This is a genomic window from Streptomyces sp. AM6-12, assembly GCF_044327085.1.
In the GTDB taxonomy this organism is placed as follows: Bacteria; Actinomycetota; Actinomycetes; order Streptomycetales; family Streptomycetaceae; genus Streptomyces.
Genome location: NZ_JBIQWN010000001.1, coordinates 2,186,659 through 2,213,409, shown reverse-complemented (window position 1 = coordinate 2,213,409; position 26,751 = coordinate 2,186,659). Strand labels below are relative to the sequence as shown.

Genomic DNA, 26,751 nt, shown 5'->3' with positions numbered 1-26,751 from the left:
CACTAACGCTCCTGGTTGTAGGTGCTGTCAGGACCACTGTGGTGATTCCCAGTGGCCTGGCCGTTCGTTTCACTGCCTGCGCTGCGTCCGCGCTGGACGCCCCGGCGCAGGTTGCTCAGCCTGCCCCGGACGTCCTCCGGAGCGCGGGAGACCTGGGGGCCTCCCTGGGGGGTCGATTCGGCGCTGCCCTCGACCAGGTTGGCCTTGGGTACCCGCCGCGGCAGCCCGGAGGCGGTGACCCCGCCTGCCTTGGGCTTGCGCAGCTGCGAAGCCTGCTGCCAGCGCTCGTCGTTGGCCGAGCGCCAGTCGTCGTCGCCGTCGTTCCCCGGTGCGGCGGCCGGCGGCTCCTGCGGTGCGGGGGCCGCACCGTCGAAGCCGTTCGCGGCGGAACCCCGGCGGGGCAGCCCGGCGTCGGTCAGCGCGTGCGCGGCGGGAGCGACCGCTTCGGGACCCTCGAAGCCTACGCGGTTCTGCTCACCCGCGTCGGCCGGCGCGGATTCCGTTTCCGGAGCGTAATGGGCCGGGTAGCCGTTCTGGTAGGCGTCCTGCTGCTGCCAGTCGCCCTGGTAGGAGGGCTCCGCATAGCCGTTCTGCGGGTAACCGCCGGCCGCCGGGTAGCCCTCCGAGCCCGGCAGTTCACCACCCTGGGGGTAGAACTGCCCGTCGTACGACCGCTCGTAGGACGCGGACGGCGTCTCCGTGTACGGCTCCTGGTAGCCCTGCCCCTGGTAGCCGGCTCCGGCCTCCTGGTACGGCGTCTCCTCGTACGGCTGCCGCGGCTGCTCCGGGTAACCGGTGTGCCGCTGCCCCTCGAACAGCGGCTCGGCGTAGGTCTCGCCGGTGTCCTGGCGCGGCTCCTCCGGCTGCTGCTGGCCGTTGGCCTGCGCCTCCAGCGCCGCCCGGCGCCCCTCGCGGAGCAGGGAGCGGCCGACCGGGTCCAGCTCGCGGATGTCGTCGGGGACCTCGGTGTACTGGCTGTCGTCGAAGCCGAGTTCGGCGGCGGTGCGCAGCGGCTGCGCCTCCGGGTGCTGCGCCTGGAACTGCTGCTCCGGGATGATCTGCGAGACCGTGAACTCCTCGCGGTCCAGCGCCGTGTCGCCACCACCGCCGTGCGTGATCGCGTCCGGCAGCATGACCAGCGAGGTGGTGCCGGCCTGCTCGCCCGAGGGGCGCAGCTGGACCCGGATGCCGTGCCGGTCGGACAGCCGGCCGACCACGAACAGGCCCATGCGCTGGGAGATCGCGGCGTCCACGGTCGGCGGATTGGCCAGCTTGTGGTTGATGTCCGCGAAGTCCTCGGCGGTCAGACCGATGCCCTTGTCGTGGATCTCGATCATGACCCGGCCGTCGGGCAGCCGGGTCGCGGTGACCTTGACCTTGGTCTGCGGCGAGGAGAACGTGGTGGCGTTCTCCAGCAGCTCGGCCAGCAGGTGCACCAGGTCGGTGACGGCGCGGCCGTGGATCTCGGCGTCCGGGACGCCGGACAGCTCGATGCGCTCGTACTGCTCCACCTCGGAGGAGGCGGCGCGCAGCACGTCGACCAGCGGGACCGGCTGGTCCCAGCGGCGGCCGGGCTCCTCGCCGGCGAGGACCAGGAGGTTCTCGCCGTTGCGTCGCATACGGGTGGCCAGGTGGTCCAGCTTGAAGAGGTTCTCCAGCTGGTCCGGGTCGGCCTCGTTGTTCTCCAGGTCGGTGATCAGGGTCAACTGGCCCTCGATCAGCGACTGGTTGCGGCGCGACAGGTTGGTGAAGATCGCGTTGATGTTGCCCCGCAGCAGGGCCTGCTCGGCGGCGAGCCGGACCGCCTCGCGGTGCACCTGGTCGAAGGCGCGGGCGACCTCGCCGATCTCGTCCTTGGTGTGGATCGGGATCGGGGCGACGCGGGTGTCGACCCGGCCGGGGTCGGTGCGCGAGAGCTGGTCGACCAGCATCGGCAGGCGCTGCTCGGCGACGCCGAAGGCCGCGTTGCGCAGCTGGCGCATCGAGCGGCTCATCTGCCGGGCGACCGCGCCGGCCAGGAGGAAGGCGAGCAGCAGGGCGAGGACCACGATGGTGCCGGTGATGATCGCGGAGGTGCGGGCGTCGTCGGCGATGCCGGACGCCTCGTTCACGGCCTTGTCGGCCATGTCCGACTCGATCTTGCGGTACGCCTTGTACTTCAGCGTGTTGACCGCGAACCAGTTCTGGGCGCTGACACCGTTCGCGGCGAGCGCGTCACGGGTGGCCTGGCTGGTGTCCTTCATGGTGGCCAGCGCCGAGACCATGGTGTTCGGGTTGCTCGGCGGCGGCACGTAGTTCGGGTCGTCCTGCCTGGCCTGTGCCGCCTCGGCCTTGGCCTGTGCCGCGACCTTCTTCTGCGCCTCGGCCAGCACCTGCGAGTCCTGCGCGGTGCCACCGCCCTGGTACTCCTCGATGGCGATGCGCTCGAGGTAGGCGTACGACGCCAGGGAGACCCGCTGGGTGGACAGGTTCGGCGCGTCCGGACCCGGCTTGACCAGCAGGTGCATGCCGATGGACCGCTCCAGCGACAGCGCCGCCTTGGTCAGCGACATGGCGTAGACGGTACGGCCGTACGAGGTGATGTTGCCGGTGCCCAGACCGAGCTCGTTGGCGAACTCCATCAGGGGGTGGGCGACCTCGACGTACGCCTCCTCCGTCTGCACGCCGGTGAGCTTGGAGGTGTAGGCGGTCTTGCGCAGGACCTGGAGCTCGGGCTCGGCCTTGCGGAACAGCTTCAGCCGACGCTCCAGACCGGGCGTGTGCGGCATGCTCTTCGTCGCCTCGGTGAAGCCGGCGGCGGCCTCGTCGGTCGCTTTGCGCGCGTCCTCGATCGTCGCCTTGCTCTTGCTGTCCTTCTTGTTCAGCAGCAGCGGCTCGGCGGTGATGTCGCGCTCGTTCTCCACGGCGTCCGCGTAGACGAGGGCCGCGCGCACCAGCCGGGCGGTGTTCTCGGCGTCACGGGCCTGCTGCCAGGTCTCGATCGAGTTGTTCACCTGGAAGCCGCCCATGACGAGGCCGACGGCCGCGGGTATGAGCAGGATCGCGTTCAGTCGGGTGGGCACCCGCCAGTTGCGCGGGGAGAAGCGGCCGCCGCCCGGCGCGGGAGTGTCCGCCTGCTCCGCACCGGACACCGGGGCGGGCGCCGCGGCGCGCGGCGGCGGGGTGAAGTTGCCCCGTGCCGACGGCTCGGGACCGTTCTTGCTTCGCCTCACTCGACCAACAACCTCTCGGCGGTCGGCACCTACGTCGTGCCGCAGTCTCTCAGAGCCCGTTCGGCCGACGACGACGCAGTACGTCAGGGACCATGGGGCAGTTCAGGCATTCCAGCACGTGGACCAGCGCACTTCCAAACAGTGGAAACCTTGTGACGGTTCGGCTGTGAGCGAGAGATAAAACGGTCATAAAGAGCGAGCCCCGCCAAAAGGCGGGGCGGTCGTGCGCGCAGCGGCACCGGCCGACCGCGTCGCGTGGCGGCCTCGGGTGATTCCTCTGCCGAACTGTTATGAACGCCGCGGCCCACCGTGTCAAAGGCCACAGTGGGCCCCGCCGGGCCCCGTGCGTCCCCGTACGGCAACTGCCGTACGGGGCGTCGCACTTGAGTGCTACCGCGGCCGGTTACCGCAGCCGCGCCATCAGCGCGTGCTCGACCAGGGTGATCAGCGCGCTCTTGGCGTCGGCCCGGTGCCGGGCGTCGGTGGTGATGATCGGCGTGTCGGGACCGATCTGGAGCGCCTCGCGCACCTCGTCCGGCGTGTAGGGCTGGTGTCCGTCGAAGCCGTTGAGCGCGATGACGAAGGGCAGCCCGCTGTTCTCGAAGTAGTCGACGGCCGGGAAGCAGTCGGCGAGCCTCCGGGTGTCGACGAGGACCACCGCGCCGATGGCGCCGCGGACGAGGTCGTCCCACATGAACCAGAAACGGTCCTGACCCGGCGTACCGAACAGGTACAGGATGAGGTCCTGGTCCAGGGTGATGCGGCCGAAGTCCATGGCCACCGTGGTGGTGGTCTTGTCCCCGGTGTGCGTCAGGTCGTCGATGCCGGCCGAGGCCGAGGTCATCACGGCCTCCGTGCGCAGCGGGTTGATCTCCGAGACGGCGCCGACGAACGTGGTCTTGCCCACGCCGAAGCCGCCCGCCACCACGATCTTCGCCGAGGTGGTGGCCCGTCCCGCGTCAGAGCTTGCGAAGTCCACTGAGCACCCTTTCGAGCAGCGTCACGTCCGGAGCGCCGCCGTTGTTCTCGTCCCCGCCCGGCTGGTGGATGGCGACCAGGCCGGCCTCGGCCAGGTCGGCGACCAGGATCCGGGCCACGCCCAGCGGCATGTTCAGCAGCGCCGAGACCTCGGCCACCGACTTGACCTCGCGGCACAGGTGGCAGATCCGCTGATGCTCGGGCAGCAGCCCCATGAGGGCGGCGGGGTCGGCCGTGGTGCTGATCAGCGCCTCGATGGCGAGCTGGTAGCGCGGCCGGGTGCGGCCGCCGGTCATGGCGTACGGGCGCACCAGCGGCTGGTCGCCCTCGTCCCCGTACGGTTCCGCATACGGATCGTGATGGGCGGTGGGCGGGGTCATGGATCCTCCGGGCGGGACAGCAAGTCGGTCAGTCAAGCCGTCTGACGGGGCCGGTGGGGGGTTTGTGGCGGCCGGACGGTGTTTCGGTGAGGTGTGTGGTGCCGGGGCCGGTCAGTGGAGCAGACTGCCCTGTAGTTCGGCGCGCAGGTCCGGGGTGAGTACCGCCCCCGCGCGGTCGACGAGCAGTGCCATCTCGTAGCCGACCAGGCCGATGTCGCACTCGGGGTGGGCCAGTACCGCGAGGGAGGACCCGTCCGAGACGGACATCAGGAAGAGGAACCCCCGCTCCATCTCCACGACCGTCTGGGCCACCGTGCCGCCCTCGAAGATCCGGGAGGCCCCGGCCGTCAGCGAGGTCAGGCCGGAGGCGACGGCCGCCAGCTGGTCGGCGCGGTCCCGCGGGAAGCCCTCGGACATCGCCAGCAGCAGGCCGTCGGCGGAGACCACCACCGTGTGGGACACACCGGGTGTGTTGTCCACGAAGTTGGTGATCAACCAGTTCAGGTTCTGTGCCGCCTGGCTCATCGGACTCAACTAACGCTCCTGCTGGTGAGTGGGGCTCGGGTAGCTGCCGGTCTGGCCGCTGCCGGCCTGACGGCCCTGTGCGATGCCCCGACGGAGATTGGTCAGCCGGCCGCGTACGTCATCGGGCGCACGGGAGACCTGCGGACCAGCTTGGTGCTGTTGCTGCTGAGCCGTGCCCGGCACGAGGTTCGCCCTGGGCACCCGGCGCGGCAGGCCGGACGTGGTGATGCCGCCCGCGGCGGGCTGCCGCACCCGCTCGGCCTGCCGCACGAGTTCGTCGTTCGGCGAGGCACGCCATGAGCCGGTGGCGGCCGCCTCGCGCGGCGCGGGCTGCGGCTGCTGCTCGGCGGGCGCGTCCTGCTGCTGGCCCTGCTGACCCTGCTGCTGTCCGGCCGCGCCGTGGAACCAGTTGGTCTCCAGCGTGTCGAACAGCGGGGTACGGCCGTCACCGGGACCGGTGGCCGGGGGCAGCGCCTCCGGCTCGCGCACCGGGCGCTCCTGGTGGGCTGGCACCTGCTGCGGGGCCGGCGGGCGCGGGGCGCCGAAGTCGTCACGGACCGGCGGCTGCGGGAGCTCGAACTGCCCGGTGTGCGCCGGGTCGGGGCGGTTGGGCAGCGCGTGCTGTCCGGTGCCGCCGTCGTAGCCACCCGGCGCCGCGTACCGGCCGGTGTCCTGGGCGGGCTCCTCCGGCCGGGCCGGCGTCCCGAAGACGTCCGGGCGCACGAACGAGCCGCTCTCCTGCTGCCCGGCGGGAGCGTCGTACCGCCCCGGCTGCGGGAACTGCCCGGTCTGCTGGGAAGCGTCGGGGCGCGGGAACTGGCCGGTCTGCTGCGGGAGTTGGGCCTGCGGGAACTGGCCGGTGTGCTGGCCCGCGTCGGCCTGCGGGAACTGGCCGGTGTGCTGGCCCGCGTCGGCCTGCGGGAACTGGCCGGTGTGCTGGCCCGCGTCCGCCTGCGGGAACTGGCCGGTGTGCTGGCCCGCGTCCGCCTGCGGGAACTGGCCGGTGTGCTGCGCCGCGTCGGGCCGCTGGAACTGGCCGGTGTGCTGGCCGGCGTCCGGTCGCTGGTACTGGCCCGTGGTGTCCGGCCGGGCGAACTGGCCGGTCTGCTGGGCCGGTTCCGTACGGCCGTACTGGTCCGCGCCCTGGGAGCCGGGCAGCTCGGGGCGGCCGAAGTCGCCCGTGGGGACGGGAGCGTGCGGATCTATCCGCGGCATCTGCGCGGTCGAACCCGGACCCTGCCGGTCGTCGATCGCCGGCATCTGCGCGGTCCCCGTCGGGTCCTGCTCGTCGTGGCCGCGCGGGGTGTCGAGGGAGGACCGGCCGTTGCCCCAGTCCTGGCCGCGCCGGGAGTCGCCGCCGGGCAGCTCGGCCCGCGGGCCGCCGCGCGGCGGCAGCTGGGGCTGACGGCCCTGGTCGGCGCCGCCACCGGCGTTGCGCTGGGAGCCGCGCCCGCCGAACAGGTCCTGCTGGGGCCCGGCCGGGTTCGCGGCCTGGAGCCCCTGCGGGGCGGCCGGGTTCGCGGCCTGGAGCCCCTGCGGGGCGGCCGGGTTCGCGGCCTGGAGGTTCTGCGGGGCGTGCGGCGCCTGCGCACCGAAGCCGCCGGGGGCACCGGGGCCGCCGGGGGTACCGGGGCCGCCGCGCTGCGGACCGCGCGCACCACCGGGTCCGCCGGGACGACCGCCCTGGCCCTGGCCCGTGCCGGGCAACGCGGCTCGGGGACCCTGCCCCGCGCTGACCTGGCCGCGCGAGCCGCCGCCGAGCAGACCACCGCCGGGAGCACCGGCACCGGCGCCGCCGCGGCGGGCCGCCGCGGCGCCCGCTGCCGCCTGCGCCGCGGCCGGACCGCCGACCGCACCGGGGCCGCCGGGCTTGCCGGGAGCCTTCTTGCCGCCCTGGGCGACATCCACGGGCAGCATGACCAGCGCGGTCGTGCCACCGGAGTCGGACGGGCGCAGCTGGATGCGGATGCCGTGCCGCTGCGAGAGCCGGCCGACCACGAACAGGCCCATGCGGCGGGAGACGGAGACGTCCACGGTGGGCGGCGAGGCCAGCCGCTCGTTGATCGCCGCGAGGTCCTCGGGGGAGAGGCCGATACCGGTGTCGTGGATCTCGATCAGCACCCGGCCGTCGGGCAGCGCGTGACCGGTGACCTTGACCTTGGTCTGCGGGGAGGAGAACGAGGTGGCGTTCTCCAGCAGCTCGGCGAGCAGGTGCACGAGGTCGTTGACGACCCGGCCGGCGACCTCGGTCGTCGGCACGGAGGCCAGCTCGATGCGCTCGTACTGCTCCACCTCGGAGGCGGCGGCGCGCAGCACGTCGACCAGCGGCACCGGACGGGTCCAGCGGCGGCCCGGCTCCTCACCGGCGAGGACGAGGAGGTTCTCGCCGTTACGGCGCATACGGGTGGCGAGGTGGTCCAGCTTGAACAGCGAGGAGAGCTGGTCCGGGTCGGCCTCGCGGGACTCCAGTTCGGAGATGAGCGACAGCTGGCGCTGGATCAGACCCTGGGAGCGGCGCGAGAGGTTGGTGAACATCGCGTTGACGTTGCCCCGCAGCAGGGCCTGCTCGGCGGCGAGGCGGACCGCCTCGCGGTGCACGTCGTCGAAGGCCGCGGCCACCTGGCCGATCTCGTCGCGGGAGTGCACACCGACCGACTCCACGGAGGTGTCCACGTCCTGCGGGTCGGACTCGGAGAGCTGCTTGACCAGCTCGGGCAGGCGTTCCTGGGCGACCGTGGTGGCGGTCTCCTGCAGCCGGCGCAGCGAGCGGATCATGGAGCGGGCCACGACGAACGCGCCGACCAGCGAGACGCCGAGCACCAGCAGGATCAGCACACCGGAGATGATGGCGTCGCGCTGGGTGGCGCTCTTGAGCTCGCGTGCCTTCTGCTCCATGTCCTCGAGCAGCGTGTGCTCGATCTTCTTCATCTGCTCGATCTTGGTCGAGCTGTCGTCCACCCAGTCGCGGTAGGAGCGCGGGGGCAGGTCGGACAGGCCGCCGCGCTGGGCGAAGGCGCGCTTGGCGTAGGTGTCCGCGGACTCGATCGTCGGGTTGTTGCCGCCGTCGATCGGCTTGAGCAGCTCCTCCGCGTTCTGGCTCGCGTAGATCTTGCGGAAGATCGCCAGCTCGGAGTTCTCGCTCTCGTACGCCGACTCGCCGTACAGGCGGTCGTTCTCCGAGAGGTCGGCCTTGCTGGAGGTGGTCGAGGGCAGCGCCGCGGCGATGGTCGCGCGCTGCACGGACGCGTACTCCTTGGCGGTGGAGAACGCCGCCAGGGCGCGGGTGCGCGAGATCATCTCGGGGTTGCTGGACGCCTCGGCCATGTCCTGGGAGAGGTCGATCAGCTGGGTGATCAGCCGGTGGTACGACTCGATGGTCTGAGTCGAGTTCTCCTTGGACTGGTAGGCGGACCGGCGGATCTTCGCCAGGTCGTCCAGCTGGTTGGCGAGGCCGACGAGCGCGTCGCGCACGCCCTGGAGCTGGCCGTTCTTGCTGGCCTCGTCGATCTGCTCGGAGGCGTCGAGGAAGTTGGCGCGGGCCCGGTCGGTCTTCTGCTGGTAGCCCTTGACCGTGTAGTCGCTCGCGCTGAGGCCGTGCGAGAGCGGACCGGCGGACTGGTCGCGCTCCTCCTGGAGCGCGGCGGCCAGCTCGGTGGCCTGCTTGGTCATGTCCGTCAGCAGCTTCATGTTGTCGAGCTGCTGGATGTCGTTCAGGTTCTCGTTGATGCGCAGTGCGCCCAGCGAGGTCGCCGCGACCACGGGGAGCGCGAGCAGCGAGACCAGACGGGTCGAGATGCGCCAGTTGCGCAGCGCCATGCGGGAGCCGGAACTCGTGGGCACCGCCGCCGACTTCGCGGCCGGGGCGGGCTTCGCGGACGGCGCGCTGCCCGCGGGCTTCGCGGAGCCCTTGCCGGAGGAGCCCTTGCCGGCCGAGCCCTTGGGGGAGGAGGCGGCCGACGCGCCGGGGCGTGCGCGCTCGGGGCCCTCACCGGGCGGGGTGGGGCCCGGGTTCTGGGCGTGCTGGGGAGAGGCGCTGCCCTTCATGGGGCCAGTCCCGTCGTGCGGCTCCGGCTCCGCCGAAGCGCTGCCATCCCTCTTGAAACGTCCCTGCACTAGCGTCGCAACCTCTGGACCAGGCGTCCGGCCGCGCGAGCGGACGAACACGGTGTCGGCGTCGTGGAAGGCGCCCTGAAAACGCCCCCCGGTGGTCTGGAGTGACCGGCGCTGGTTTCCCCCTTGCTCTCGCCGCCACTCGGCGCTGCGTCGCGCCCCCTGCGCCGGCTCGATCCTGCGGCGGTCCGTGGAATTCCAGCACAGTGGCGGATCTCCAACAAGGGCCGCGTGCCGAGCTGTGACAACCGTGACAGGGCGTGCATGTCGGGTCACCAGTCGTGGAAGTCGATCTGCTCCATAACGGACGTATCCCTGCGAGTCGCCGCGCGGTGGCACGTGTCCCAGTCGCCATGATCGGCAGCGGAATGGGGGCTTCCCACCCCCAATGTCCGTTTCGTTGGCGCGGATTGTCGGCCGGAATTGACCCATATGTCCCCTTGTTGGTGAGCAAAATCACACAACCATCAGGGCTGGTTGGCGAGTTGGTCAGGGAATCGGATGTTTAGCCTGACGCTTTACATGAGGGACGTATCTGTCGCCCCGTACCGTCACCCGCCGACACAGGACTAGGACGCCGACAACCGTGAAGACGACGATGATGTTCCGCAAGATAGCCAACCCGCGACGCACGACCCTGGCGCACCTCGAGGACGCCGGCGAGCTGCAGACGCCCGCGCTGCCGGAGCAGTCCGTCGAACTCCCGGCCCAGACGGCCAACCCCCGGCGCACCATCCTCATGGACCTGCCCGAGACCGCGGGGGCGAACGCCGGCGAGTGACCGCCGAAGCGACCGCGGGAGCCCCGAGCGCGGCCCGGAAGATCCACCGACTGCGACGGTCTTCCGGGCCGCGCTCGTCTTTTCGGCGGCTCCGGGCGCCGGGCCGCACATGTTTTCCAGCGCATTCGCGCCGCCGCGTTTATCGGTGACGGCTACGGCGGGCGCCGTAGCCTTCCCGGCCCCCGGAGCGCGAGCCGGGCAGATGCCATCAGCGCAGCTCAGCGAGGTGGAGAGCATCCGAAGCCCTGCCGTCGGCGCCCCCGAAAACACCGGAAACGGGAATTCCCCTTAAGCGCATTACGGCCCCGGGAAAACCCCTCGCCATGCCCTCCCGGCCGAACATCGGGCCGCCCGAGCGGTTAACCTTGGGCGTCAGTACGCCGGTTCTCAGTGAGGGGCGCAAGCACCCGTGCGCATCGCCAGGTTCTCCATCGACGGGAACGTAGCCTTCGGCGCGGTCGAGGGCGACAAGGAGGACGAACTCGTCCTCGACATCATCAAGGGCATCCCCTTCGCCGACCACGAGCTGTCCGGGACGAAGGTGCCGCTGAGCAAGGTCAGGCTGCTCCCGCCGGTCCTCCCCAACAAGGTCGTGGCGTTCGGCCGCAACTACGCCGAGCACGCGCGGGAGCTGGGCCACGAGGTGCCCGAGGCCCCGTTCGCCTTCTTCAAGCCGTCCACCTCGGTGATCGGCCCCGGAGACGAGATCCACTACCCCTCCTTCTCCGAGGAGCTGCACCACGAGGCCGAGCTGGCCGTCGTCATCGGCCGCATGTGCCGCGAGGTGCCCCGCGAGCGGGTCAAGGACGTGATCTTCGGCTACACCTGCGCCAACGACGTCACCGCCCGCGACGTGCAGCGCCGCGAGAAGCAGTGGGCGCGGGCCAAGGGCTTCGACAGCTCCTGCCCGCTCGGCCCCTGGGTGGAGACGGACATCGACCTCGCGCGGGCCAACGACCTCACCGTGCAGCTCACCGTCAACGGCGAGCAGCGCCAGCTGGGCCGCACCAGCGAGATGATCCACCCCATCGAGGACCTGATCGTCAACATCACCGAGGCCATGACGCTGCTGCCCGGCGACGTCATCCTCACCGGCACCCCCGCGGGGGTCGGCCCCCTGAACGCCGGCGACGACGTCGCCGTCACCATCGAAGGCATCGGCACTCTCACCAACAAGGTTGTCAAGCGTGGCTAGCGCACCCGGCTCTCCGTCTCCCGTCCGTGTCCGTTTCTGTCCCTCGCCCACCGGTAACCCCCACGTGGGCCTGGTCCGCACCGCCCTGTTCAACTGGGCGTTCGCCCGGCACCACCAGGGCACCCTGGTCTTCCGCATCGAGGACACCGACGCGGCCCGCGACTCCGAGGAGTCGTACAACCAGCTGCTCGACGCGATGCGCTGGCTCGGCTTCGACTGGGACGAGGGCCCCGAGATCGGCGGCCCGCACGCGCCGTACCGGCAGTCGCAGCGCATGGACATCTACGCCGATGTCGCGCAGAAGCTCCTCGACGGCGGGTACGCCTACCACTGCTACTGCTCCCAGGAGGAGCTGGACACCCGCCGCGAGGCCGCCCGCGCCGCCGGCAAGCCCTCCGGCTACGACGGCCACTGCCGCGACCTGTCCGCCGAGCAGGTCGAGCGGTACCGGGCCGAGGGCCGGCAGCCGATCGTCCGGTTCCGGATGCCCGACGAGACGATCACCTTCGTCGACCTGGTGCGCGGCGAGCTGACCTTCACCCCGGAGAACGTCCCGGACTACGGCATCGTGCGCGCCAACGGCGCCCCGCTGTACACGCTGGTCAACCCCGTCGACGACGCGCTGATGGAGATCACGCACGTGCTGCGCGGCGAGGACCTGCTCTCCTCCACCCCGCGCCAGATCGCGCTGTACAAGGCGCTGACGGAGCTGGGCATCGCCAAGCAGACCCCGGCCTTCGGCCACCTGCCGTACGTGATGGGCGAGGGCAACAAGAAGCTCTCCAAGCGTGACCCGCAGTCCTCGCTGAACCTCTACCGCGAGCGCGGCTTCCTGCCCGAGGGGCTGCTCAACTACCTGTCCCTGCTGGGCTGGTCGCTCTCCGCGGACAAGGACATCTTCACGATCGAGGAGATGGTCGCGGCCTTCGAGATCTCCGATGTGAACCCCAACCCGGCGCGCTTCGACCTGAAGAAGTGCGAGGCGATCAACGCCGACCACATCCGCATGCTGGATGTGAAGGAGTTCACCGAGCGCTGCCGCCCCTGGCTGAAGGCCCCGTTCGCCCCCTGGGCGCCGGAGGCGTTCGACGAGGCCAAGTGGGAGGCCATCGCGCCGCACGCCCAGACCCGCCTGAAGGTGCTATCCGAGATCACCGAGAACGTCGACTTCCTGTTCCTGCCGGAGCCGGTCTTCGACGAGGCGTCCTGGGCCAAGGCGATGAAGGAGGGCAGCGACGCCCTGCTGCGCACGGCCCGCGAGAAGCTCCAGTCCGCGGACTGGACGTCGGCCGAGTCCCTCAAGGAGGCCGTCCTGGCCGCGGGCGAGGCTCATGGCCTCAAGCTCGGCAAGGCGCAGGCCCCGGTGCGCGTCGCCGTCACCGGCCGCACCGTCGGCCTCCCGCTGTTCGAGTCCCTGGAGATCCTGGGCAAGGAGCCGACCCTGGCCCGCATCGACGCGGCCCTGACGAGGCTCACCGCCTAAAGGCCCACCACGTGCGAAGGGGCGGCACCCGAATTCCGGGCGCCGCCCCTTCGCCGTACCCGGCCTGAGCGATGTGACGACTCTCACCGCGCCGCCCCCACAACCGCCGTTCCCCGGACGCGCCCCGCCCCCCGGCGTTACGGTCGGAGGCGTGAGCATCCAAGCCGTGGTCTGGGACGTGGACGACACACTCTTCGACTACACCAGCGCCGACCGGAGCGGGATGCGGGCGCACCTCCTCGCCGAGGGGCTGCTCGGGCGCTACGGCGCGGTGGAGGACGCGCTGGCCCGGTGGCGGGAGATCACCGACCGGCAGTGGGCGCGGTACGCGGCGGGGGAGTGCGGCTTCGAGGAACAGCGCCGCGACCGGGTCCGGGCGTTCGTCGAGGCGGAGATGGACGACGCAGAGGCGGAGGCCTGGTTCCAGCGGTACGTGGGTCACTACGAGGCCGCCTGGGGGCTGTTCCCGGACGTGCTGCCCGCGCTGGCGGCGCTCGTGCCCACCCACCGGCACGCGGTGCTCTCGAACTCCAGCATCACCGTCCAGGAGCGCAAGCTGCGCACCCTCGGCCTGCTGGACCGCTTCGAGGCCGTGCTGTGCGCCGCCGAGCTGGGTGTCTCCAAGCCGCGGCCCGGTGCCTTCCTGGCCGCCTGCGAGGCGCTGTCCCTCGCCCCGCACGAGGTCGCGTACGTGGGCGACCACCCGGAGATCGACGGGCGGGGCGCGGCCGAGGCCGGGCTGCTGTCCGTGTGGATCGACCGGGGCACGGCGCCCGCGCGGGACGCCGGGGGCGCCGTCGTGCACCGCATCGCGAGCCTGTCCGAACTCCCGGCGCTGCTGCGCTCGGATACTCGTTTTGGAGCCCCGTCCACCTTCGGGTAATGTTCTTCCTGCGCCGAGGGGAACGGGCCGAAAGGCCGGAGCCCCGAGGAGCGAAAACTAGAACAAGAACCCTCCAGGGGGTTGAGTTCCAGTGGCCTATGGTGTAATTGGCAGCACGACTGATTCTGGTTCAGTTAGTCTTGGTTCGAGTCCAGGTAGGCCAGCTCGCAGAGCTTATCTGCAAAGCCCCCGTTGTGTAGCGGCCTAGCACGCTGCCCTCTCAAGGCAGTAGCGCCGGTTCGAATCCGGTCGGGGGTACTGATCCTGATCTTTCGGGATCGCTAGGGCCCCCGTTGTGTAGCGGCCTAGCACGCCGCCCTCTCAAGGCGGTAGCGCCGGTTCGAATCCGGTCGGGGGTACGACTGGTCTAAACCATCATTGGTCTATGGTGTAATTGGCAGCACGACTGATTCTGGTTCAGTTAGTCTTGGTTCGAGTCCAGGTAGACCAGCTCGGACCTGCGGAAACGCAGGGTCCACGCCCCCGTTGTGTAGCGGCCTAGCACGCCGCCCTCTCAAGGCGGTAGCGCCGGTTCGAATCCGGTCGGGGGTACAGAACGAAGGCCCTCCGCTGCGGCGGGGGGCCTTCGCCCGTTCCCGGCGCCGCTCACTCGAAGCCGTACCGCCGGGCCGTCTCCTCCTCCTGTGCGAGCCGGTGCAGCGCCCGCAGCGCCGGCTCGTTGAGGATCGCCCCGAGGACCGCGAACTCGACCCGCTCCGCCCCCGGCGGCAGCGTCTCCAGGTTGTCCAGGTCGCGTACGGCCGTGCGGTACATCAACTCCGCGTACGGCGCGAGCTGTTCGGCCCCCCACTCGTAGCCGAGCCGGCGGAACGCGGCCACCGCCACCACCAGCGAGCGGTACGCGGGGGAGATCGTCGAGACCCGCATCGCGTTCTCCCAGCCCAGCCGGCCGAGCAGCGCTTCGACCTCCCGGCGTGCGGCCCGCACCCATGCGTCGTCCTCGTCCGGCTCCGGGACCTGCGGCAGCGCCCAGGGCGCCGCGCCCAGCCGGATCGTGCTGCCCAGGGACTCGTCGTCCACGTGCCCGAGCACCTCGCGCACCTTCGCCACCGGCAGCCTGCCGACCTGCATCATCGCCCGGACCAGGCGCAGCCGGCGCAGATGCCCCTCGTCGTACTCCGCCGTGGTCGCGTTGACCTGCCGGCCCGGCGGCAACAGGCCCTCGCGCAGGTAGTACTTGATCGTCGCGGTGGAGACACCACTGCGTCGGCTCAGTTCGGCCAGCCGCATGTCTTGCGCCCTTCCTTGGATAAGAGCACTATCCAATCACGCGATGAAGGGGGAAGCCATGGTGTCCCGTACGACCGCCGACGCGCAGGGCGAAGTCGTCGTCCTGTTGATCGGCATGCGCGTCAACCGCTTCCGGGCGGTGCACCGGTGGGTGCCGGTGATGCTCGCGATGCTCCGCATGCTGCGGGAACTGGCGCGGCACCCGGAGCGGGGGCTGCGGGAGAAGATCCTGCTCACGGCGTCGCCGCGGACGTACTACGTCGTGCAGTACTGGGAGTCCAAGGAGAAGCTGTACGCCTACGCCACGGCGCCCGACGCCTTCCACCACAGGGTCTGGTCGCGGCTGAACCGCATGGAGCGGGCCGGGAAGCTGCGCGGCGAGGTCGGCATCTGGCACGAGGCGTACGTGGTGCCGCAGGGGTCCTACGAGGCGATCTACGCGGACATGCCGCCGTTCGGGCTGGCGGCGGCGCACGGGCAGGTGCCGCTCGCCGCGCGCGGGCGGTACGCGAAGGACCGGTTCGCGTACCGGTCGGGACAGACGGCCGCGGAGGCCGGGTCCGGGGAGAAGATCGACTGACGGGGGGGTGAGTGGCTCCGCTCCCGTCGGTCGGGAGCCGCCGCGGCGTTGAGGCGGCTCCCGACGGTCCACGTCGTACCGGTCGCCGTCAGCCCGTGCGGCGCAGGGCCTCGGAGAGGCGGGTGGCGGCGTCGATGACGGCCTGGGCGTGCATACGGCCGGGATGGCGGGTCAGGCGCTCGATGGGGCCCGAGACGGAGACGGCGGCCACCACGCGGTTGGAGGGGCCGCGCACGGGCGCCGAGACGGACGCGACGCCCGGCTCGCGCTCACCGATGGACTGGGCCCAGCCGCGGCGCCGCACGCCCGACAGGGCCGTCGCTGTGAAGCGGGCGCCCTGGAGTCCGCGGTGCAGCCGCTCGGGCTCCTCCCAGGCCAGCAGGATCTGTGCCGAGGAGCCGGCCTTCATCGTGAGCGTGGAGCCGACCGGGACGGTGTCCCGCAGGCCGGACAGCCGCTCCGCCGCGGCCACGCAGATCCGCATGTCACCCTGGCGCCGGTAGAGCTGCGCGCTCTCGCCGGTGACATCGCGGAGGTGGGTGAGCACCGGGCCCGCCGTCGCCAGCAGGCGGTCCTCGCCCGCCGCCGCCGCGAGCTCGGCGAGGCGCGGGCCGAGGATGAACCGGCCCTGCATGTCGCGCGCCACCATGCGGTGGTGTTCCAGGGCCACGGCCAGGCGGTGGGCCGTGGGTCGTGCCAGTCCGGTGGCTCCGACCAGTCCCGCGAGGGTGGCCGGACCGGACTCCAGAGCGCTCAGGACGAGGGCCGCCTTGTCCAGAACGCCGACGCCGCTACTGTTGTCCATGCAACGATACTCACGTCTCACTCTGTGAAACGCAAGTTCAATTTTCCGCGGAACGCGCCACTCTGGATTCACACGGCGGCCCGTCCATCGATGGGCCCGGCGGCGGACGCCCGGAATCAGGGGCGCGGGCGCCGTCCTCAAGATCTCTAGTTGGGCCGGCGCACGCATGCCGGCCGGAGGGAAAGCGATGGGTAGGACACTCGCGGAAAAGGTCTGGGACGACCACGTCGTCCGGCGCGCCGACGGCGAGCCCGACCTCCTCTACATCGATCTGCACCTGCTGCACGAGGTGACCAGCCCGCAGGCCTTCGACGGGCTGCGCCAGAACGGCCGCCGGGTCCGCCGCCTCGACCTCACCATCGCGACCGAGGACCACAACACCCCCACCCTCGACATCGACAAGCCGATCGCCGACCCGGTCTCCCGCGCCCAGCTGGAGACGCTGCGCAAGAACTGCGCCGAGTTCGGGGTGCGGCTGCACCCGCTGGGCGACGTCGAGCAGGGCGTGGTGCACGTGGTCGGCCCCCAGCTGGGCCTGACCCAGCCCGGCACGACCGTGGTCTGCGGTGACTCCCACACCTCCACGCACGGCGCCTTCGGCGCGCTGGCGTTCGGCATCGGCACCTCCCAGGTCGAGCATGTGCTGGCCACCCAGACGCTGCCGATGGTCCGCCCGAAGACCATGGCGATCACCGTCGACGGCGAACTGCCGGAGGGCGTCAGCGCCAAGGACCTGATCCTGGCGATCATCGCGAAGATCGGCACCGGCGGCGGCCAGGGCTACGTCCTGGAGTACCGCGGCTCCGCCATCGAGAAGCTCTCGATGGAGGCCCGGATGACCATCTGCAACATGTCGATCGAGGCCGGCGCCCGCGCGGGCATGATCGCCCCCGACGAGACCACCTTCGAGTACCTCAAGGGCCGCCCGCACGCCCCCGAGGGCGCCGAGTGGGACGCGGCCGTCGCGTACTGGAAGACGCTGCGCACCGACGACGACGCGGAATTTGACGCCGAGGTCGTCATCGACGCCGCCACGCTGTCCCCGTTCGTCACCTGGGGCACCAACCCCGGCCAGGGCGCGCCGCTTTCGGCCCACGTCCCCGATCCGGCTTCGTACGAAGACGCATCGGAGCGCCTGGCCGCCGAAAAGGCCCTGGAATACATGGGGTTGGAGGCCGGGGCGCCGCTGCGCTCCATCACGGTGGACACCGTCTTCGTAGGTTCGTGCACCAACGGCCGGATCGAGGACCTGCGCAACGTCGCCGAGATCCTCAAGGGCCGCAAAGTCGCCGACGGCGTACGGATGCTGGTCGTGCCGGGCTCGGCGCGGGTCGGTCTCCAGGCGGCGTCCGAGGGCCTGGACGTGGTCTTCAAGGAGGCCGGCGCCGAGTGGCGGTACGCGGGCTGCTCGATGTGCCTGGGCATGAACCCGGACCAGCTGGCGCCGGGCGAGCGCTCCGCCTCCACCTCCAACCGCAACTTCGAGGGCCGGCAGGGCAAGGGCGGTCGTACCCACCTGGTGTCGCCGCAGGTCGCGGCGGCCACCGCCGTCCTGGGCCACCTGGCCTCGCCCGCCGACCTGTCCGACGCCCCCGCGCCCGCTGGAGTCTGAGAAACCATGGAAGCCTTCACCACCCACACCGGCCGGGCCGTCCCGCTGCGCCGCAGCAACGTCGACACCGACCAGATCATCCCCGCTCACTGGCTCAAGAAGGTGACGCGGGACGGGTTCGAGGACGGGCTTTTCGAGGCCTGGCGCAAAGACCCCGAGTTCATCCTCAACCGCCCCGAGCGGCAGGGCGCCACCGTCCTGGTCGCCGGCCCCGACTTCGGCACCGGCTCCTCCCGCGAGCACGCCGTCTGGGCGCTCCAGAACTACGGCTTCAAGGCCGTGATCTCCTCCCGCTTCGCGGACATCTTCCGGGGCAACTCGCTGAAGAACGGCCTGCTCACCGTGGTTCTGGAGCAGAAGATCGTGGACGCGCTGTGGGAGCTGACCGAGGCCGACCCGAGCGCCGAGATCACGGTGGACCTCCAGGCGCGCGAGGTGCGTGCCGAGGGCGTCACCGCCTCCTTCGAGCTGGACGAGAACTCCCGCTGGCGGCTGCTGAACGGCTTGGACGACATCTCCATCACCCTCCGGAACGAGGCGGACATCGCCGCGTACGAGCAGCGCCGGCCCGCCTACAAGCCGCAGACCCTCCAGGGCTGACCGGGTAGCCTGTCCCGAACCCCGCGAGGGTCGGGTTTCGGCCACCCCAACGAACCCGTCTGTACCCCCGATCGCCCCGATCGGGGGTACAGGCATGTTCGGGTCCGTACACACCCCCATGGCGCTGGGTGTTCTCTCAACTTCCCATGTTATGAAGGGCGTTGACAGGGTAAATGAGGCAGAGGATCGAGCCTTCCGCAAGTGCCTGGAAGGCCATTTGTGGCGGGAGTTGCCCCCTGGGCAGGCGACAACTCGCCCCAGATGGCACAATCTGTGCATGGAACACGACGGCCAACTCCAGCTCTATACGGCGGTCGCGAACCAACTCAAGGAAGCGCACGCAAAAGTGCGCGCACTGCAAGTCCCGGAGGGCGTACGGATGGCGCTGACCCGGAAGCTGCTGGTCATTACGGCTGCGGCCAAGCACGATCTCGCCGGTGCGGCAAGGCGGCTCGAGCGGTTCACCGCGGACCTCGACGAGGGTCGGATCCCCGACGAGGACCGCTGAACAGCCCGAGAGCGCCGAGCCTGTTGCGGCACAAGGGTGATAAGCCCGTTTCGTGTTTGATTTGCGGTATATATCTGCCTAACGTGCGAAAAAGCTTGAACACATTCGTTCTGGCGATGTCTCCGAAGGGGAAGACGTGAACAAGGCGCAGCTCGTAGAAGCGATTGCCGAGAAGGTTGGCGGCCGCCAGCAGGCGGCGGAAGCCGTCGATCATGTTCTGGACGCCATCGTCCGCGCGGTCGTCGCGGGCGAGCGGGTCTCGGTCACCGGTTTCGGGTCCTTCGAGAAGGTGGACCGCCCCGCGCGGTACGCCCGTAACCCCCAGACGGGCGAGCGGGTTCGGGTCAAGAAGACCTCCGTGCCGCGTTTCCGCGCCGGTCAGGGCTTCAAGGACCTGGTGAGCGGCTCGAAGAAGCTGCCGCGCGGCGGCGAGGTCTCGGTGAAGAAGGCGCCCAAGGGCAGCCTGACCGGGGGTGCCGCGGCGACGGTGAAGAAGGCCGCCGCGAAGAAGACCGCGAAGGCGGCCGCGAAGAAGACCACCGCCAAGAAGACGACGGCGAAGAAGACCACCACCACCACCCCCGCCGCGGCGAAGAAGACCACCGCGAAGAAGGCGACCGCCAAGAAGGCGCCGGCGACGGCCAAGACCGCGACGGCGAAGAAGACCACCGCCAAGAAGGCCACCGCGAAGAAGGCCCCGGCGAAGAAGGTCACCGCGAAGAAGGCGCCGGCCAAGAAGTCGACGGCCCGCAAGACCACCGCGAAGAAGACCGCCGCGCGCTAGGCGCAGGTCGCGGGCCAGGGCACTCACGCGCGCCGGGCCGGACTCCCGGTGGAGTCCGGCCCGCGGCGTGTGTAAGGGGAGTTACAGGGTCTGGAGCGTTACGAGCGTGATCCGCAGGGTGTCTTCGGCACCCTCCGTCTCGATCCGCACGCGCTGGCCGGGCCGCAGCAGCCGCAGACCGCCGCGGTCGAACGCCGAGGCGTCGAAGGGCACGGGGGTGCCGTCGTCGAGCAGCACCTGCCCGCTGCGGGTCTCGCTGTCGTAGGTGTACGCGGTCGCCTGCATGGGGTTCAGGGTAATGCGTGGTCCGTGGCCGCGTGCGGGTCCGTCGTGGCTGATCGCGCGGTTCCCCGCGCCCCTCGGCCGCCGGTGAGCGGCCCGGTCAGGCGCCGGGTGCCAGCAATTCGGCGCACGCCGTGGTCGTATACGGCCCGACGCCCAGCGCGAGCGCCGCCCGCAGGTCCGCACCCGTGTCCACGTCCTGCCGTACCGAATCCACACCCCGCAGCAGAAGTTCCTCCGCGCCGGATCCCCGGTGCCGCGCCCGTGACTCGGGGCCGAACAGCGGGTCCAATTCCCGGTCCGCGCGCGCCGCCAGCAATGTCGTACCGACCCCCGCCGCGTCCGCGAGAAAAGACCTCGGGAATTGCGCGGCGGTGGAAAGCACCCGCTCCAGCTCATCGGCCCGCAACGCCGGCAGATCGGCGTTCAGCGCGGCCACCGCGGCCCGCGGGTGCCCCCGCCGTACCGCGGCCACCCCGTGCGCCAGCGCCGCGTTCAGGCCCCCCGCCGGGGTGTCCGGGACGATCCGCGCGCCCAGCGCGGACAGCTCGCGCCCGGCGCGGGGGTCGTCCGTGACGACCACCACATCCCCGACCCCCGCACACGCGAGCCCCGCGGCCACCGTGTCCTGGGCGAACGCGAGGACCAGGCCGGGGCGCACCGCGTCCGCCGCGGTGTCCGCGAGCCTGCTCTTGGCCCGCGACAGCGGCTTCAGGGGGATGACCAACGTCCACTGCACCGGCGTACCGCCCCTCTCTCGTCGCGATCATTGTCACCCGCAGCCGAAGGGGCGGGGCGTGTCGGGCGTACGGTGTTCTCGACAGACCGGCGCTCCGGGGCGACACTTGTGCGGCCCGCGCCGGGGTCAGCCCCCCGTGGATAGCCCTAGAGGAAGGTGTCCTTGTGCCCCGCCGCAGAATCGGCTTCTGGTACCGCTTCGCCGCGGTGATCTGCAAACCGCCACTGGTGGTTCTGATCAAGCGGGACTGGCGTGGAATGGAGCACATTCCGGCCGAGGACGGATTTATCACCGTGGTGAACCACAATTCCCACGTGGACCCCTTCGCATACGCGCACTATCAGTACAACACCGGCCGGGTTCCGCGATTCCTGGCCAAGAGCGGCCTTTTCAAGAAGGGAATCGTGGGCGCCGCGATGCGCGGCACCGGACAGATTCCCGTCTACCGCGAGTCCACGGACGCGCTGAGCGCCTTCCGCGCCGCGATCGATGCCGTTGAGCGCGGTGAGTGCGTCGCCTTCTACCCCGAGGGCACCCTGACCCGCGACCCCGACGGCTGGCCCATGACCGGCAAGACCGGCGCCGCGCGGGTGGCCCTGCAGACCAAGTGCCCGGTGATCCCGGTCGCCCAGTGGGGCGCCAACGAACTGCTGCCGCCGTACGCGAAGAAGCCGAACCTCTTCCCGCGCAAGACCCACCACGTGCTGGCGGGCCCGCCCGTGGACCTGTCGCGCTTCTACGACAAGGAGATGACCCCGGACCTCCAGAAGGAGGCCACCGAGGTCATCATGGCGGCCATCACCCGCCTCCTGGAGGAGATCCGCGGCGAGAAGGCGCCCGAGACGCCGTACGACCCGCGCCGCGAGCGCATCGAGCAGCGGCGCCGTACGCGGGAGCAGAACAAGGTCAGGCAGGAAGAGGAGCAGAACAAGTGAGCACGCCTGTGCGGGTGGCCGTCATGGGCACCGGCTCCTGGGGCACCGCCTTCGGCATGGTGCTCGCCGACGCCGGCTGTGACGTGACCCTGTGGGCCCGTCGGCCCGAGCTGGCCGAGACGGTCAACTCCACCCGGATCAACCCCGACTACCTGCCCGGCGTGGAGCTGCCGGAGAACCTGCGCGCCACCGCGGACGCCGCCGAGGCGCTGCGCGAAGCGGAGTTCACCGTCCTCGCCATCCCCTCCCAGACCCTCCGCCGGAACCTCGCCGAGTGGCTTCCGCTGCTCGCTCCCGACACCGTGCTCGTCTCCCTGATGAAGGGCGTCGAGCTGGGCTCCGCGATGCGGATGAGCGAGGTCATCGAGGATGTCGCGAAGGTCGGCCCGGAGCGCGTCGCCGTCGTCACCGGGCCCAACCTGGCCCGCGAGGTCGCCGCCCGGATGCCCGCCGCCGCCGTGGTGGCCTGCGCCGACGAGGCCGTGGCCCGGCGGCTTCAGGCGGCCTGCCACACGCCGTACTTCCGGCCGTACACCGAGACCGACGTGGTCGGCTGCGAGCTGGGCGGCGCGGTGAAGAACGTCATCGGGCTCGCCGTCGGCATCGCGGACGGCATGGGGCTCGGCGACAACGCCAAGGGCTCGCTGATCACCCGCGGCCTCGCGGAGACCGCGCGGCTGGGTGTCGTGCTCGGCGCGGACCCGCTGACCTTCTCCGGTCTCGCCGGTCTCGGCGACCTGGTGGCCACCTGCTCCTCGCCGCTGTCGCGCAACCACACCTTCGGCACCAACCTCGGCAAGGGCATGACACTGGAGGAGACCATCGCGGTCACCAAGCAGACCGCGGAGGGCGTCAAGTCCTGCGAGTCCGTGCTCGATCTGGCCCGCAGGCACGGCGTCGACATGCCGATCGCGGAGACGGTCGTCGGCATCGTGCACGAGGGCAAGCCGCCGGTCGTCGCGCTGAAGGAGCTGATGTCGCGCAGCGCGAAGCCCGAGCGACGCTGAGCGAAACCGCGGGACCGCTGCGCGAAAATGCCGCGACACTGCGCGAAATCCGCCCGTTTTTGTGCGTTCCGGGGCGGAGCCGACGCTGTATCCGGGCTCTGCCAACAGGTACTCTCAACGCGATATGAGCACCGAGAACCTTCCCCAGAGCCCTGAGCAGCCGTCGCGCAAGCCCCGCGTGGCCGTCGTGTTCGGTGGGCGCAGCTCCGAACACGGGATCTCCGTGGTCACCGCCGGCGCCGTCCTCAAGGCCATCGACCGGACGAAGTACGACGTCCTGCCGATCGGCATCACGCGGGACGGCCGCTGGGCGCTGACGGCCGACGAGCCGGAGCGGATGGCCATCACCGACCGCGCCCTGCCCGCCGTCGAGGACCTGGCGGAGTCGCACGAGGGGGACGTGGTGCTCCCCGTCGCCCCCACCAGCCGCGAGGTCGTCTACAGCGAACCCGGCTCCGTGCCGAAGGCGCTCGGCGAGGTCGACGTCGTCTTCCCGGTGCTGCACGGCCCCTACGGCGAGGACGGCACCCTTCAGGGGCTGCTGGAGCTGTCCGGGGTGCCGTACGTGGGCGCGGGCGTGCTCGCCTCGGCCGTCGGCCAGGACAAGGAGTACATGAAGCGGGTCTTCACCTCCTTCGGGCTCAAGGTCGGCCCCTACGTGGTGATCCGGCCCCGCGAGTGGCAGCGGGACGAGGCCGCCGCGCGCAAGAAGATCGTGGACTTCGCCGGCGAGCACGGATGGCCGCTGTTCGTGAAGCCCGCGCGGGCCGGTTCGTCCATCGGCATCACCAAGGTCGACGACCTGTCCGGGCTCGACGAGGCGATCGCCGAGGCGCAGTCGCACGACCCGAAGATCCTGATCGAGGCGGCCATCACCGGCCGCGAGATCGAGTGCGGCGTCCTGGAGTTCGAGGACGGCCCCCGCGCCTCGGTCCCGGCGGAGATCCCGCCGCCGGACGCGCACGCGTACTACGACTTCGAGGCCAAGTACATCGACTCCACGCCCGGCATCGTCCCGGCGCCGCTCACCGCGGAGGAGACCGCCGAGATCCAGCGGCTCGCGGTGGACGCGTTCGAGGCGGCGTCCTGCGAGGGGCTGGTGCGCGCGGACTTCTTCCTCACGCGGGACGGGGAGTTCGTGATCAACGAGATCAACACGCTGCCCGGCTTCACGCCGATCTCGATGTACCCGCAGATGTGGCAGGCGACCGGGGTCGGCTACCCCGAGCTGATCGACCGCCTGCTCCAGGCCGCGCTGCGCAGGTCCACCGGACTGCGCTGACCGGCGGAGCGAGCTAGCCGCGCATGGAGGCCATCCCCGTGGGGATGGCCTTCTTCACGGCCGGGGCCAGGTCCTCCAGGACCTGGGCGCTGTCGTCCGGCCCCGACAGCTTCTTCGGCAGGGTCACCTGCACGTACGCCTTGCGGCCCGCCGTCGTGAAGTGCCAGGTGCCGTCGCCCTGCTTCTCCATCAGCCAGTCCACGCCGTTGACCCCGCCCGCGATCGCGTCGGGGTCCTCGCCCTGGGCCACCTTGGGGTCGATCATCTTCGGCGGCCGGACGATCCCGCAGCGCAGTATGATCGCCGGGTTTCCCCAGCCCGCCGTGTAGACGGACCGGGGTTCGGGGTCGGCACGCCGCCGCCCGTCCACCGTGGCGGGCAGCACCGTGTGCAGACTCCGGCACAGCGGGGCGGTCTTCGCGTCGGGGCGAGGCACCGCGACCGCCGCGCCGTCGTCCGCGGTGCAGCCCGCGACCGCGAGCAGCGACACGGACGCGGCCAGGGCGGCGAGCAGGGCGGGGGGCCGGTGACGGAAGAAGTTCACCGGCCAAGCGTAGACGGGGGCTACAGGTGCACGACCGGGCAGGTCAGGGTGCGGGTGATGCCGTCCACTTGCTGGACCTTGGCGACCACCATGCGACCGAGTTCGTCGACGGTTTCGGACTGGGCGCGCACGATGACGTCGTACGGACCCGTGACGTCCTCGGCCTGGATCACTCCAGGGATCTTGCTGATGGTCTCGGCGACGGTCGACGCCTTGCCGACCTCCGTCTGGATCAGGATGTACGCCTGTACCACGGAACCTCCAGGGCGGCCACGAGGATCATGTGGGGAAAAGGAACGCCACGGTATCGCGTCGCCGCTCCCCGCGGGGAGACCTGCGGGAACCGGGCTTGCGCGCCAGGGTGCGGGCGCGACGGAGGTCGGCGGTCGTCCGGGACCGTACCGGCGGCCGTTCCCGACCGCGTCGGGGTCATCTCGACGGTATCGGGGACACTGATGGGGCGCGAGTCAGCACGGTCAGGCGAAGGCAGAGAAGGGGAGTCAGGGACATGAAGGGCACGGTTGGTGAGCTCGGGGAATTCGGGCTCATCAGGGAGCTCACCTCCCGTCTCACCACCACCCCGGCGGTCCGTATCGGTCCGGGTGACGACGCCGCCGTGGTGGCCGCGCCCGACCGGCGGGTGGTGGCGAGCACCGACGTCCTGCTGGAGGGGCGGCACTTCCGCCGCGACTGGTCCACGGCCTACGACGTGGGGCGCAAGGCGGCCGCGCAGAACCTCGCGGACATCGCCGCGATGGGCGCCGTACCCACCGCCCTGCTGCTGGGCCTGGTGGTGCCGGCCGAACTCCCGGTCAGTTGGCCGACCGAGATGATGGACGGGCTGCGCGACGAGTGCCAGGTCGCGGGCGCGGCCGTGGTCGGCGGGGATGTCGTACGGGGCGACACCATCACGGTGTCGATCACCGCGCTCGGCGATCTGCGCAACCAGGAGCCGGTGACCCGCGCCGGCGCCCAGCCCGGCGACCTGGTGGCCGTCACCGGCTGGCTGGGCTGGTCCGCGGCCGGGTACGCGGTGCTCTCCCGCGGCTTCCGCTCGCCGCGCGCCTTCGTGGAGGCCCACCGGCGCCCCGAGCCGCCGTACCACGCGGGCCCGGCCGCCGCCTCGCTCGGCGCGACCGCGATGTGCGACGTGAGCGACGGGCTGATCGCCGACCTCGGCCATATCGCCGAGGCCAGCAAGGTCCGTATCGACATCCGCTCCGGCGCGATCGACGTGCCCACGCAGATGAACGACATCGGGCAGGCCGTCGGCGTGGACCCGCTCCAGTGGGTGCTGACCGGGGGCGAGGACCACGCGATCGTGGCGACCTTCCCGCCGGACACCAAGCTCCCGGCCCGCTGGAAGGTCATCGGCGAGGTCCTGAACCCCTCCGCGCTGCCGCAGGTGACGGTGGACGGCGCGCCCTGGACCAGCGCGGGCGGCTGGGACCACTTCGGGGACATAGAGCCGTGACCCCGCCACGGGTGCTCACGGTGGCCGGCTCCGACTCCGGCGGCGGCGCCGGGATCCAGGCCGACCTCAAGACGATGCTCGCGCTCGGCGTGCACGGGATGAGCGTGCTCACCGCGGTGACCGCGCAGAACTCCCTTGGTGTGCAGGGCGTCTGGGAACTCCCGGCCGAGGCGGTGCGGGCCCAGTACCGCAGCGTGGTGGACGACATCGGCGTACAGGCCGTGAAGACCGGCATGCTGGGCTCGGCCGAACTGGTCGAGACGGTGGCCGAGTTGATCGCCGGCACGGACGCGCCCGCCGTGGTGGACCCGGTGGGCGTCTCCAAGCACGGCGACGCGCTGCTCGCCGCCTCCGCCCTGGACGCCGTGCGCACCCGGCTGCTCCCGGCGGCGGCCGTGGCGACCCCGAACCTGGACGAGGTGCGCCAACTCACCGGCGTCCGCGTCGAGTCGGAGGACGATCTGCGCCGGGCCGCGGACGCGGTGCTGGCCTACGGCCCGCGCTGGGTGCTGATCAAGGGCGGGCACCTGGCCGGTGACGCGGTGGACCTCCTGACGGACGGCACCGCGGCGGGTGAGCACTGGCTGCGCGCCCCCCGCCACGACAACCGGCACACCCACGGCACCGGCTGCACGCTCGCCTCCGCCATCGCCGCCGGGCTGGCGCGGGGCCTGACCGTGCCGGCGGCGGTCGCCGAGGCCAAGGAGTACGTCACCGGGGCGATCGCGGCGGGGTTCGCGCTGGGCGCGGGGATCGGCCCGGTGGATCACGGGTGGCGGTTCAGGAAGTGAGCGGGACGCG

At 71.2% G+C, this 26,751-nt stretch carries 25 protein-coding genes and 5 tRNA genes; 19 read left to right on the top strand and 11 right to left on the bottom strand.

Annotation, left to right across the window (positions count from 1 at the left end; all coding sequences use genetic code 11):
• Positions 1-2: 2 nt before the first annotated feature.
• From ACE4Q9_RS09810 to ACE4Q9_RS09790, 5 genes are all read right to left on the bottom strand, one after another.
• Positions 3-3,212, bottom strand: coding sequence for a nitrate- and nitrite sensing domain-containing protein (locus tag ACE4Q9_RS09810; protein ID WP_397983845.1), 3,210 nt, complete (start codon positions 3,210-3,212; stop codon positions 3-5).
• 403 nt (positions 3,213-3,615) lie between these two features.
• Positions 3,616-4,191, bottom strand: coding sequence for an ATP/GTP-binding protein (locus tag ACE4Q9_RS09805; RefSeq protein WP_085566720.1), 576 nt, complete (start codon positions 4,189-4,191; stop codon positions 3,616-3,618).
• Positions 4,172-4,570: a DUF742 domain-containing protein gene (locus ACE4Q9_RS09800; protein ID WP_037654659.1), complete on the bottom strand. Its 399-nt coding sequence runs from the start codon at positions 4,568-4,570 to the stop codon at positions 4,172-4,174. The genes ACE4Q9_RS09805 and ACE4Q9_RS09800 overlap by 20 nt, the downstream gene beginning before the upstream one ends.
• Before the next feature lie 111 nt (positions 4,571-4,681).
• On the bottom strand, positions 4,682-5,095 hold the full coding sequence (locus ACE4Q9_RS09795) for a roadblock/LC7 domain-containing protein (protein ID WP_023546525.1): 414 nt from the start codon (positions 5,093-5,095) through the stop codon (positions 4,682-4,684).
• 9 nt (positions 5,096-5,104) lie between these two features.
• Positions 5,105-9,208 carry a nitrate- and nitrite sensing domain-containing protein gene (locus ACE4Q9_RS09790; protein WP_397983844.1) on the bottom strand — a complete coding sequence of 1,368 codons (4,104 nt, stop codon included), beginning with the start codon at positions 9,206-9,208 and terminating at the stop codon, positions 5,105-5,107.
• Positions 9,209-9,791: 583 nt separating this feature from the next.
• On the opposite strand from ACE4Q9_RS09790, the gene ACE4Q9_RS09785 reads away from it, so the two are divergent.
• The 9 genes from ACE4Q9_RS09785 to ACE4Q9_RS09745 all read left to right on the top strand — a co-directional run bounded on the left by ACE4Q9_RS09785 (position 9,792) and on the right by ACE4Q9_RS09745 (position 14,099).
• Positions 9,792-9,986: a hypothetical protein gene (locus ACE4Q9_RS09785; RefSeq protein ID WP_397983843.1), complete on the top strand. Its 195-nt coding sequence runs from the start codon at positions 9,792-9,794 to the stop codon at positions 9,984-9,986.
• Positions 9,987-10,395: 409 nt separating this feature from the next.
• Positions 10,396-11,181 (top strand): fumarylacetoacetate hydrolase family protein, encoded by a 786-nt coding sequence (locus ACE4Q9_RS09780; RefSeq protein WP_397983842.1) that lies wholly within the window; start codon positions 10,396-10,398, stop codon positions 11,179-11,181.
• Positions 11,174-12,664 carry a glutamate--tRNA ligase gene (gene gltX, locus ACE4Q9_RS09775; protein ID WP_397983841.1) on the top strand — a complete coding sequence of 497 codons (1,491 nt, stop codon included), beginning with the start codon at positions 11,174-11,176 and terminating at the stop codon, positions 12,662-12,664. The genes ACE4Q9_RS09780 and gltX overlap by 8 nt, the downstream gene beginning before the upstream one ends.
• Positions 12,665-12,815: 151 nt before the next feature.
• Positions 12,816-13,547: an HAD family hydrolase gene (locus ACE4Q9_RS09770; protein WP_397983840.1), complete on the top strand. Its 732-nt coding sequence runs from the start codon at positions 12,816-12,818 to the stop codon at positions 13,545-13,547.
• A gap of 92 nt (positions 13,548-13,639) precedes the next feature.
• A tRNA-Gln gene (locus tag ACE4Q9_RS09765) sits at positions 13,640-13,711 on the top strand.
• Between the two features lie 21 nt (positions 13,712-13,732).
• Positions 13,733-13,805, top strand: a tRNA-Glu gene (locus ACE4Q9_RS09760).
• Positions 13,806-13,833: 28 nt separating this feature from the next.
• Positions 13,834-13,906, top strand: a tRNA-Glu gene (locus tag ACE4Q9_RS09755).
• A gap of 20 nt (positions 13,907-13,926) precedes the next feature.
• Positions 13,927-13,998: transfer RNA gene (locus tag ACE4Q9_RS09750), tRNA-Gln, on the top strand.
• 28 nt (positions 13,999-14,026) lie between these two features.
• Positions 14,027-14,099 (top strand) — tRNA-Glu (locus ACE4Q9_RS09745).
• Between the two features lie 54 nt (positions 14,100-14,153).
• Here ACE4Q9_RS09745 and ACE4Q9_RS09740 read toward each other — a convergent pair.
• Positions 14,154-14,798, bottom strand: a complete 645-nt coding sequence (locus ACE4Q9_RS09740) for a MerR family transcriptional regulator (protein WP_397983839.1) — start codon at positions 14,796-14,798, stop codon at positions 14,154-14,156.
• Between the two features lie 43 nt (positions 14,799-14,841).
• On the opposite strand from ACE4Q9_RS09740, the gene ACE4Q9_RS09735 reads away from it, so the two are divergent.
• A complete protein-coding gene (locus tag ACE4Q9_RS09735) occupies positions 14,842-15,378 on the top strand; it encodes a DUF4188 domain-containing protein (protein ID WP_397983838.1) in 537 nt (178 codons plus the stop codon).
• Between the two features lie 88 nt (positions 15,379-15,466).
• Here ACE4Q9_RS09735 and ndgR read toward each other — a convergent pair whose 3' ends face one another.
• Complete coding sequence (ndgR, locus tag ACE4Q9_RS09730; RefSeq protein ID WP_046427375.1) at positions 15,467-16,183, bottom strand: IclR family transcriptional regulator NdgR; 717 nt, start codon at positions 16,181-16,183, stop codon at positions 15,467-15,469.
• Positions 16,184-16,370: 187 nt separating this feature from the next.
• Here ndgR and leuC point away from each other — a divergent pair, with 187 nt between their 5' ends.
• From leuC to ACE4Q9_RS09710, 4 genes are all read left to right on the top strand, one after another.
• Entirely contained in the window at positions 16,371-17,795 is a 1,425-nt protein-coding gene (gene leuC, locus ACE4Q9_RS09725; RefSeq protein WP_397983837.1) for a 3-isopropylmalate dehydratase large subunit, read from the top strand.
• A gap of 6 nt (positions 17,796-17,801) precedes the next feature.
• Positions 17,802-18,395, top strand: a complete 594-nt coding sequence (gene leuD, locus ACE4Q9_RS09720) for a 3-isopropylmalate dehydratase small subunit (protein ID WP_397983836.1) — start codon at positions 17,802-17,804, stop codon at positions 18,393-18,395.
• A gap of 277 nt (positions 18,396-18,672) precedes the next feature.
• Positions 18,673-18,903, top strand: a complete 231-nt coding sequence (locus tag ACE4Q9_RS09715; protein ID WP_360739798.1) for a hypothetical protein — start codon at positions 18,673-18,675, stop codon at positions 18,901-18,903.
• Between the two features lie 136 nt (positions 18,904-19,039).
• A complete protein-coding gene (locus ACE4Q9_RS09710) occupies positions 19,040-19,687 on the top strand; it encodes an HU family DNA-binding protein (RefSeq protein ID WP_397983835.1) in 648 nt (215 codons plus the stop codon).
• Positions 19,688-19,768: 81 nt separating this feature from the next.
• Here ACE4Q9_RS09710 and ACE4Q9_RS09705 read toward each other — a convergent pair whose 3' ends face one another.
• Both ACE4Q9_RS09705 and cofC read right to left on the bottom strand, forming a co-directional pair.
• Entirely contained in the window at positions 19,769-19,972 is a 204-nt protein-coding gene (locus tag ACE4Q9_RS09705) for a hypothetical protein (protein ID WP_397983834.1), read from the bottom strand.
• A 97-nt stretch (positions 19,973-20,069) separates the two neighbouring features.
• Positions 20,070-20,708 carry a 2-phospho-L-lactate guanylyltransferase gene (gene cofC, locus ACE4Q9_RS09700; RefSeq protein ID WP_397983833.1) on the bottom strand — a complete coding sequence of 213 codons (639 nt, stop codon included), beginning with the start codon at positions 20,706-20,708 and terminating at the stop codon, positions 20,070-20,072.
• Between the two features lie 164 nt (positions 20,709-20,872).
• On the opposite strand from cofC, the gene ACE4Q9_RS09695 reads away from it, so the two are divergent.
• From ACE4Q9_RS09695 to ACE4Q9_RS09685, 3 genes are all read left to right on the top strand, one after another.
• Positions 20,873-21,643, top strand: a complete 771-nt coding sequence (locus ACE4Q9_RS09695) for a lysophospholipid acyltransferase family protein (protein ID WP_397983832.1) — start codon at positions 20,873-20,875, stop codon at positions 21,641-21,643.
• Positions 21,640-22,650, top strand: coding sequence for an NAD(P)H-dependent glycerol-3-phosphate dehydrogenase (locus tag ACE4Q9_RS09690; RefSeq protein ID WP_397983831.1), 1,011 nt, complete (start codon positions 21,640-21,642; stop codon positions 22,648-22,650). Before ACE4Q9_RS09695 ends, ACE4Q9_RS09690 begins: the two co-directional genes overlap by 4 nt.
• Before the next feature lie 124 nt (positions 22,651-22,774).
• Complete coding sequence (locus ACE4Q9_RS09685) at positions 22,775-23,932, top strand: D-alanine--D-alanine ligase family protein (RefSeq protein WP_397983830.1); 1,158 nt, start codon at positions 22,775-22,777, stop codon at positions 23,930-23,932.
• Between the two features lie 13 nt (positions 23,933-23,945).
• On the opposite strand, the gene ACE4Q9_RS09680 is transcribed toward ACE4Q9_RS09685, so the two are convergent.
• Together ACE4Q9_RS09680 and ACE4Q9_RS09675 are read right to left on the bottom strand one after the other, a co-directional pair.
• A complete protein-coding gene (locus ACE4Q9_RS09680) occupies positions 23,946-24,476 on the bottom strand; it encodes a DUF3515 domain-containing protein (protein WP_397983829.1) in 531 nt (176 codons plus the stop codon).
• 20 nt (positions 24,477-24,496) lie between these two features.
• Positions 24,497-24,730: an Lrp/AsnC family transcriptional regulator gene (locus tag ACE4Q9_RS09675; protein ID WP_037654619.1), complete on the bottom strand. Its 234-nt coding sequence runs from the start codon at positions 24,728-24,730 to the stop codon at positions 24,497-24,499.
• 254 nt (positions 24,731-24,984) lie between these two features.
• On the opposite strand from ACE4Q9_RS09675, the gene ACE4Q9_RS09670 reads away from it, so the two are divergent.
• Both ACE4Q9_RS09670 and thiD read left to right on the top strand, forming a co-directional pair.
• Complete coding sequence (locus ACE4Q9_RS09670) at positions 24,985-25,950, top strand: thiamine-phosphate kinase (protein ID WP_148025275.1); 966 nt, start codon at positions 24,985-24,987, stop codon at positions 25,948-25,950.
• Complete coding sequence (gene thiD, locus ACE4Q9_RS09665) at positions 25,947-26,741, top strand: bifunctional hydroxymethylpyrimidine kinase/phosphomethylpyrimidine kinase (protein ID WP_397983828.1); 795 nt, start codon at positions 25,947-25,949, stop codon at positions 26,739-26,741. Before ACE4Q9_RS09670 ends, thiD begins: the two co-directional genes overlap by 4 nt.
• Positions 26,742-26,751: the final 10 nt, after the last annotated feature.

Excerpts from the sequence above, each read along its gene's own strand:
- ACE4Q9_RS09705 (WP_397983834.1), bottom strand. The coding sequence starts at position 19,972 with ATGCAGGCGACCGCGTACACCTACGACAGCGAGACCCGCAGCGGGCAG.
- ndgR (WP_046427375.1), bottom strand. The coding sequence starts at position 16,183 with ATGGACAACAGTAGCGGCGTCGGCGTTCTGGACAAGGCGGCCCTCGTC.
- leuD (WP_397983836.1), top strand. The coding sequence starts at position 17,802 with ATGGAAGCCTTCACCACCCACACCGGCCGGGCCGTCCCGCTGCGCCGC.
- ACE4Q9_RS09795 (WP_023546525.1), bottom strand. The coding sequence starts at position 5,095 with ATGAGCCAGGCGGCACAGAACCTGAACTGGTTGATCACCAACTTCGTG.
- ACE4Q9_RS09740 (WP_397983839.1), bottom strand. The coding sequence starts at position 14,798 with ATGCGGCTGGCCGAACTGAGCCGACGCAGTGGTGTCTCCACCGCGACG.
- ACE4Q9_RS09685 (WP_397983830.1), top strand. The coding sequence starts at position 22,775 with ATGAGCACCGAGAACCTTCCCCAGAGCCCTGAGCAGCCGTCGCGCAAG.
- ACE4Q9_RS09800 (WP_037654659.1), bottom strand. The coding sequence starts at position 4,570 with ATGACCCCGCCCACCGCCCATCACGATCCGTATGCGGAACCGTACGGG.
- ACE4Q9_RS09670 (WP_148025275.1), top strand. The coding sequence starts at position 24,985 with ATGAAGGGCACGGTTGGTGAGCTCGGGGAATTCGGGCTCATCAGGGAG.
- ACE4Q9_RS09715 (WP_360739798.1), top strand. The coding sequence starts at position 18,673 with ATGGAACACGACGGCCAACTCCAGCTCTATACGGCGGTCGCGAACCAA.
- leuC (WP_397983837.1), top strand. The coding sequence starts at position 16,371 with ATGGGTAGGACACTCGCGGAAAAGGTCTGGGACGACCACGTCGTCCGG.
- ACE4Q9_RS09735 (WP_397983838.1), top strand. The coding sequence starts at position 14,842 with ATGAAGGGGGAAGCCATGGTGTCCCGTACGACCGCCGACGCGCAGGGC.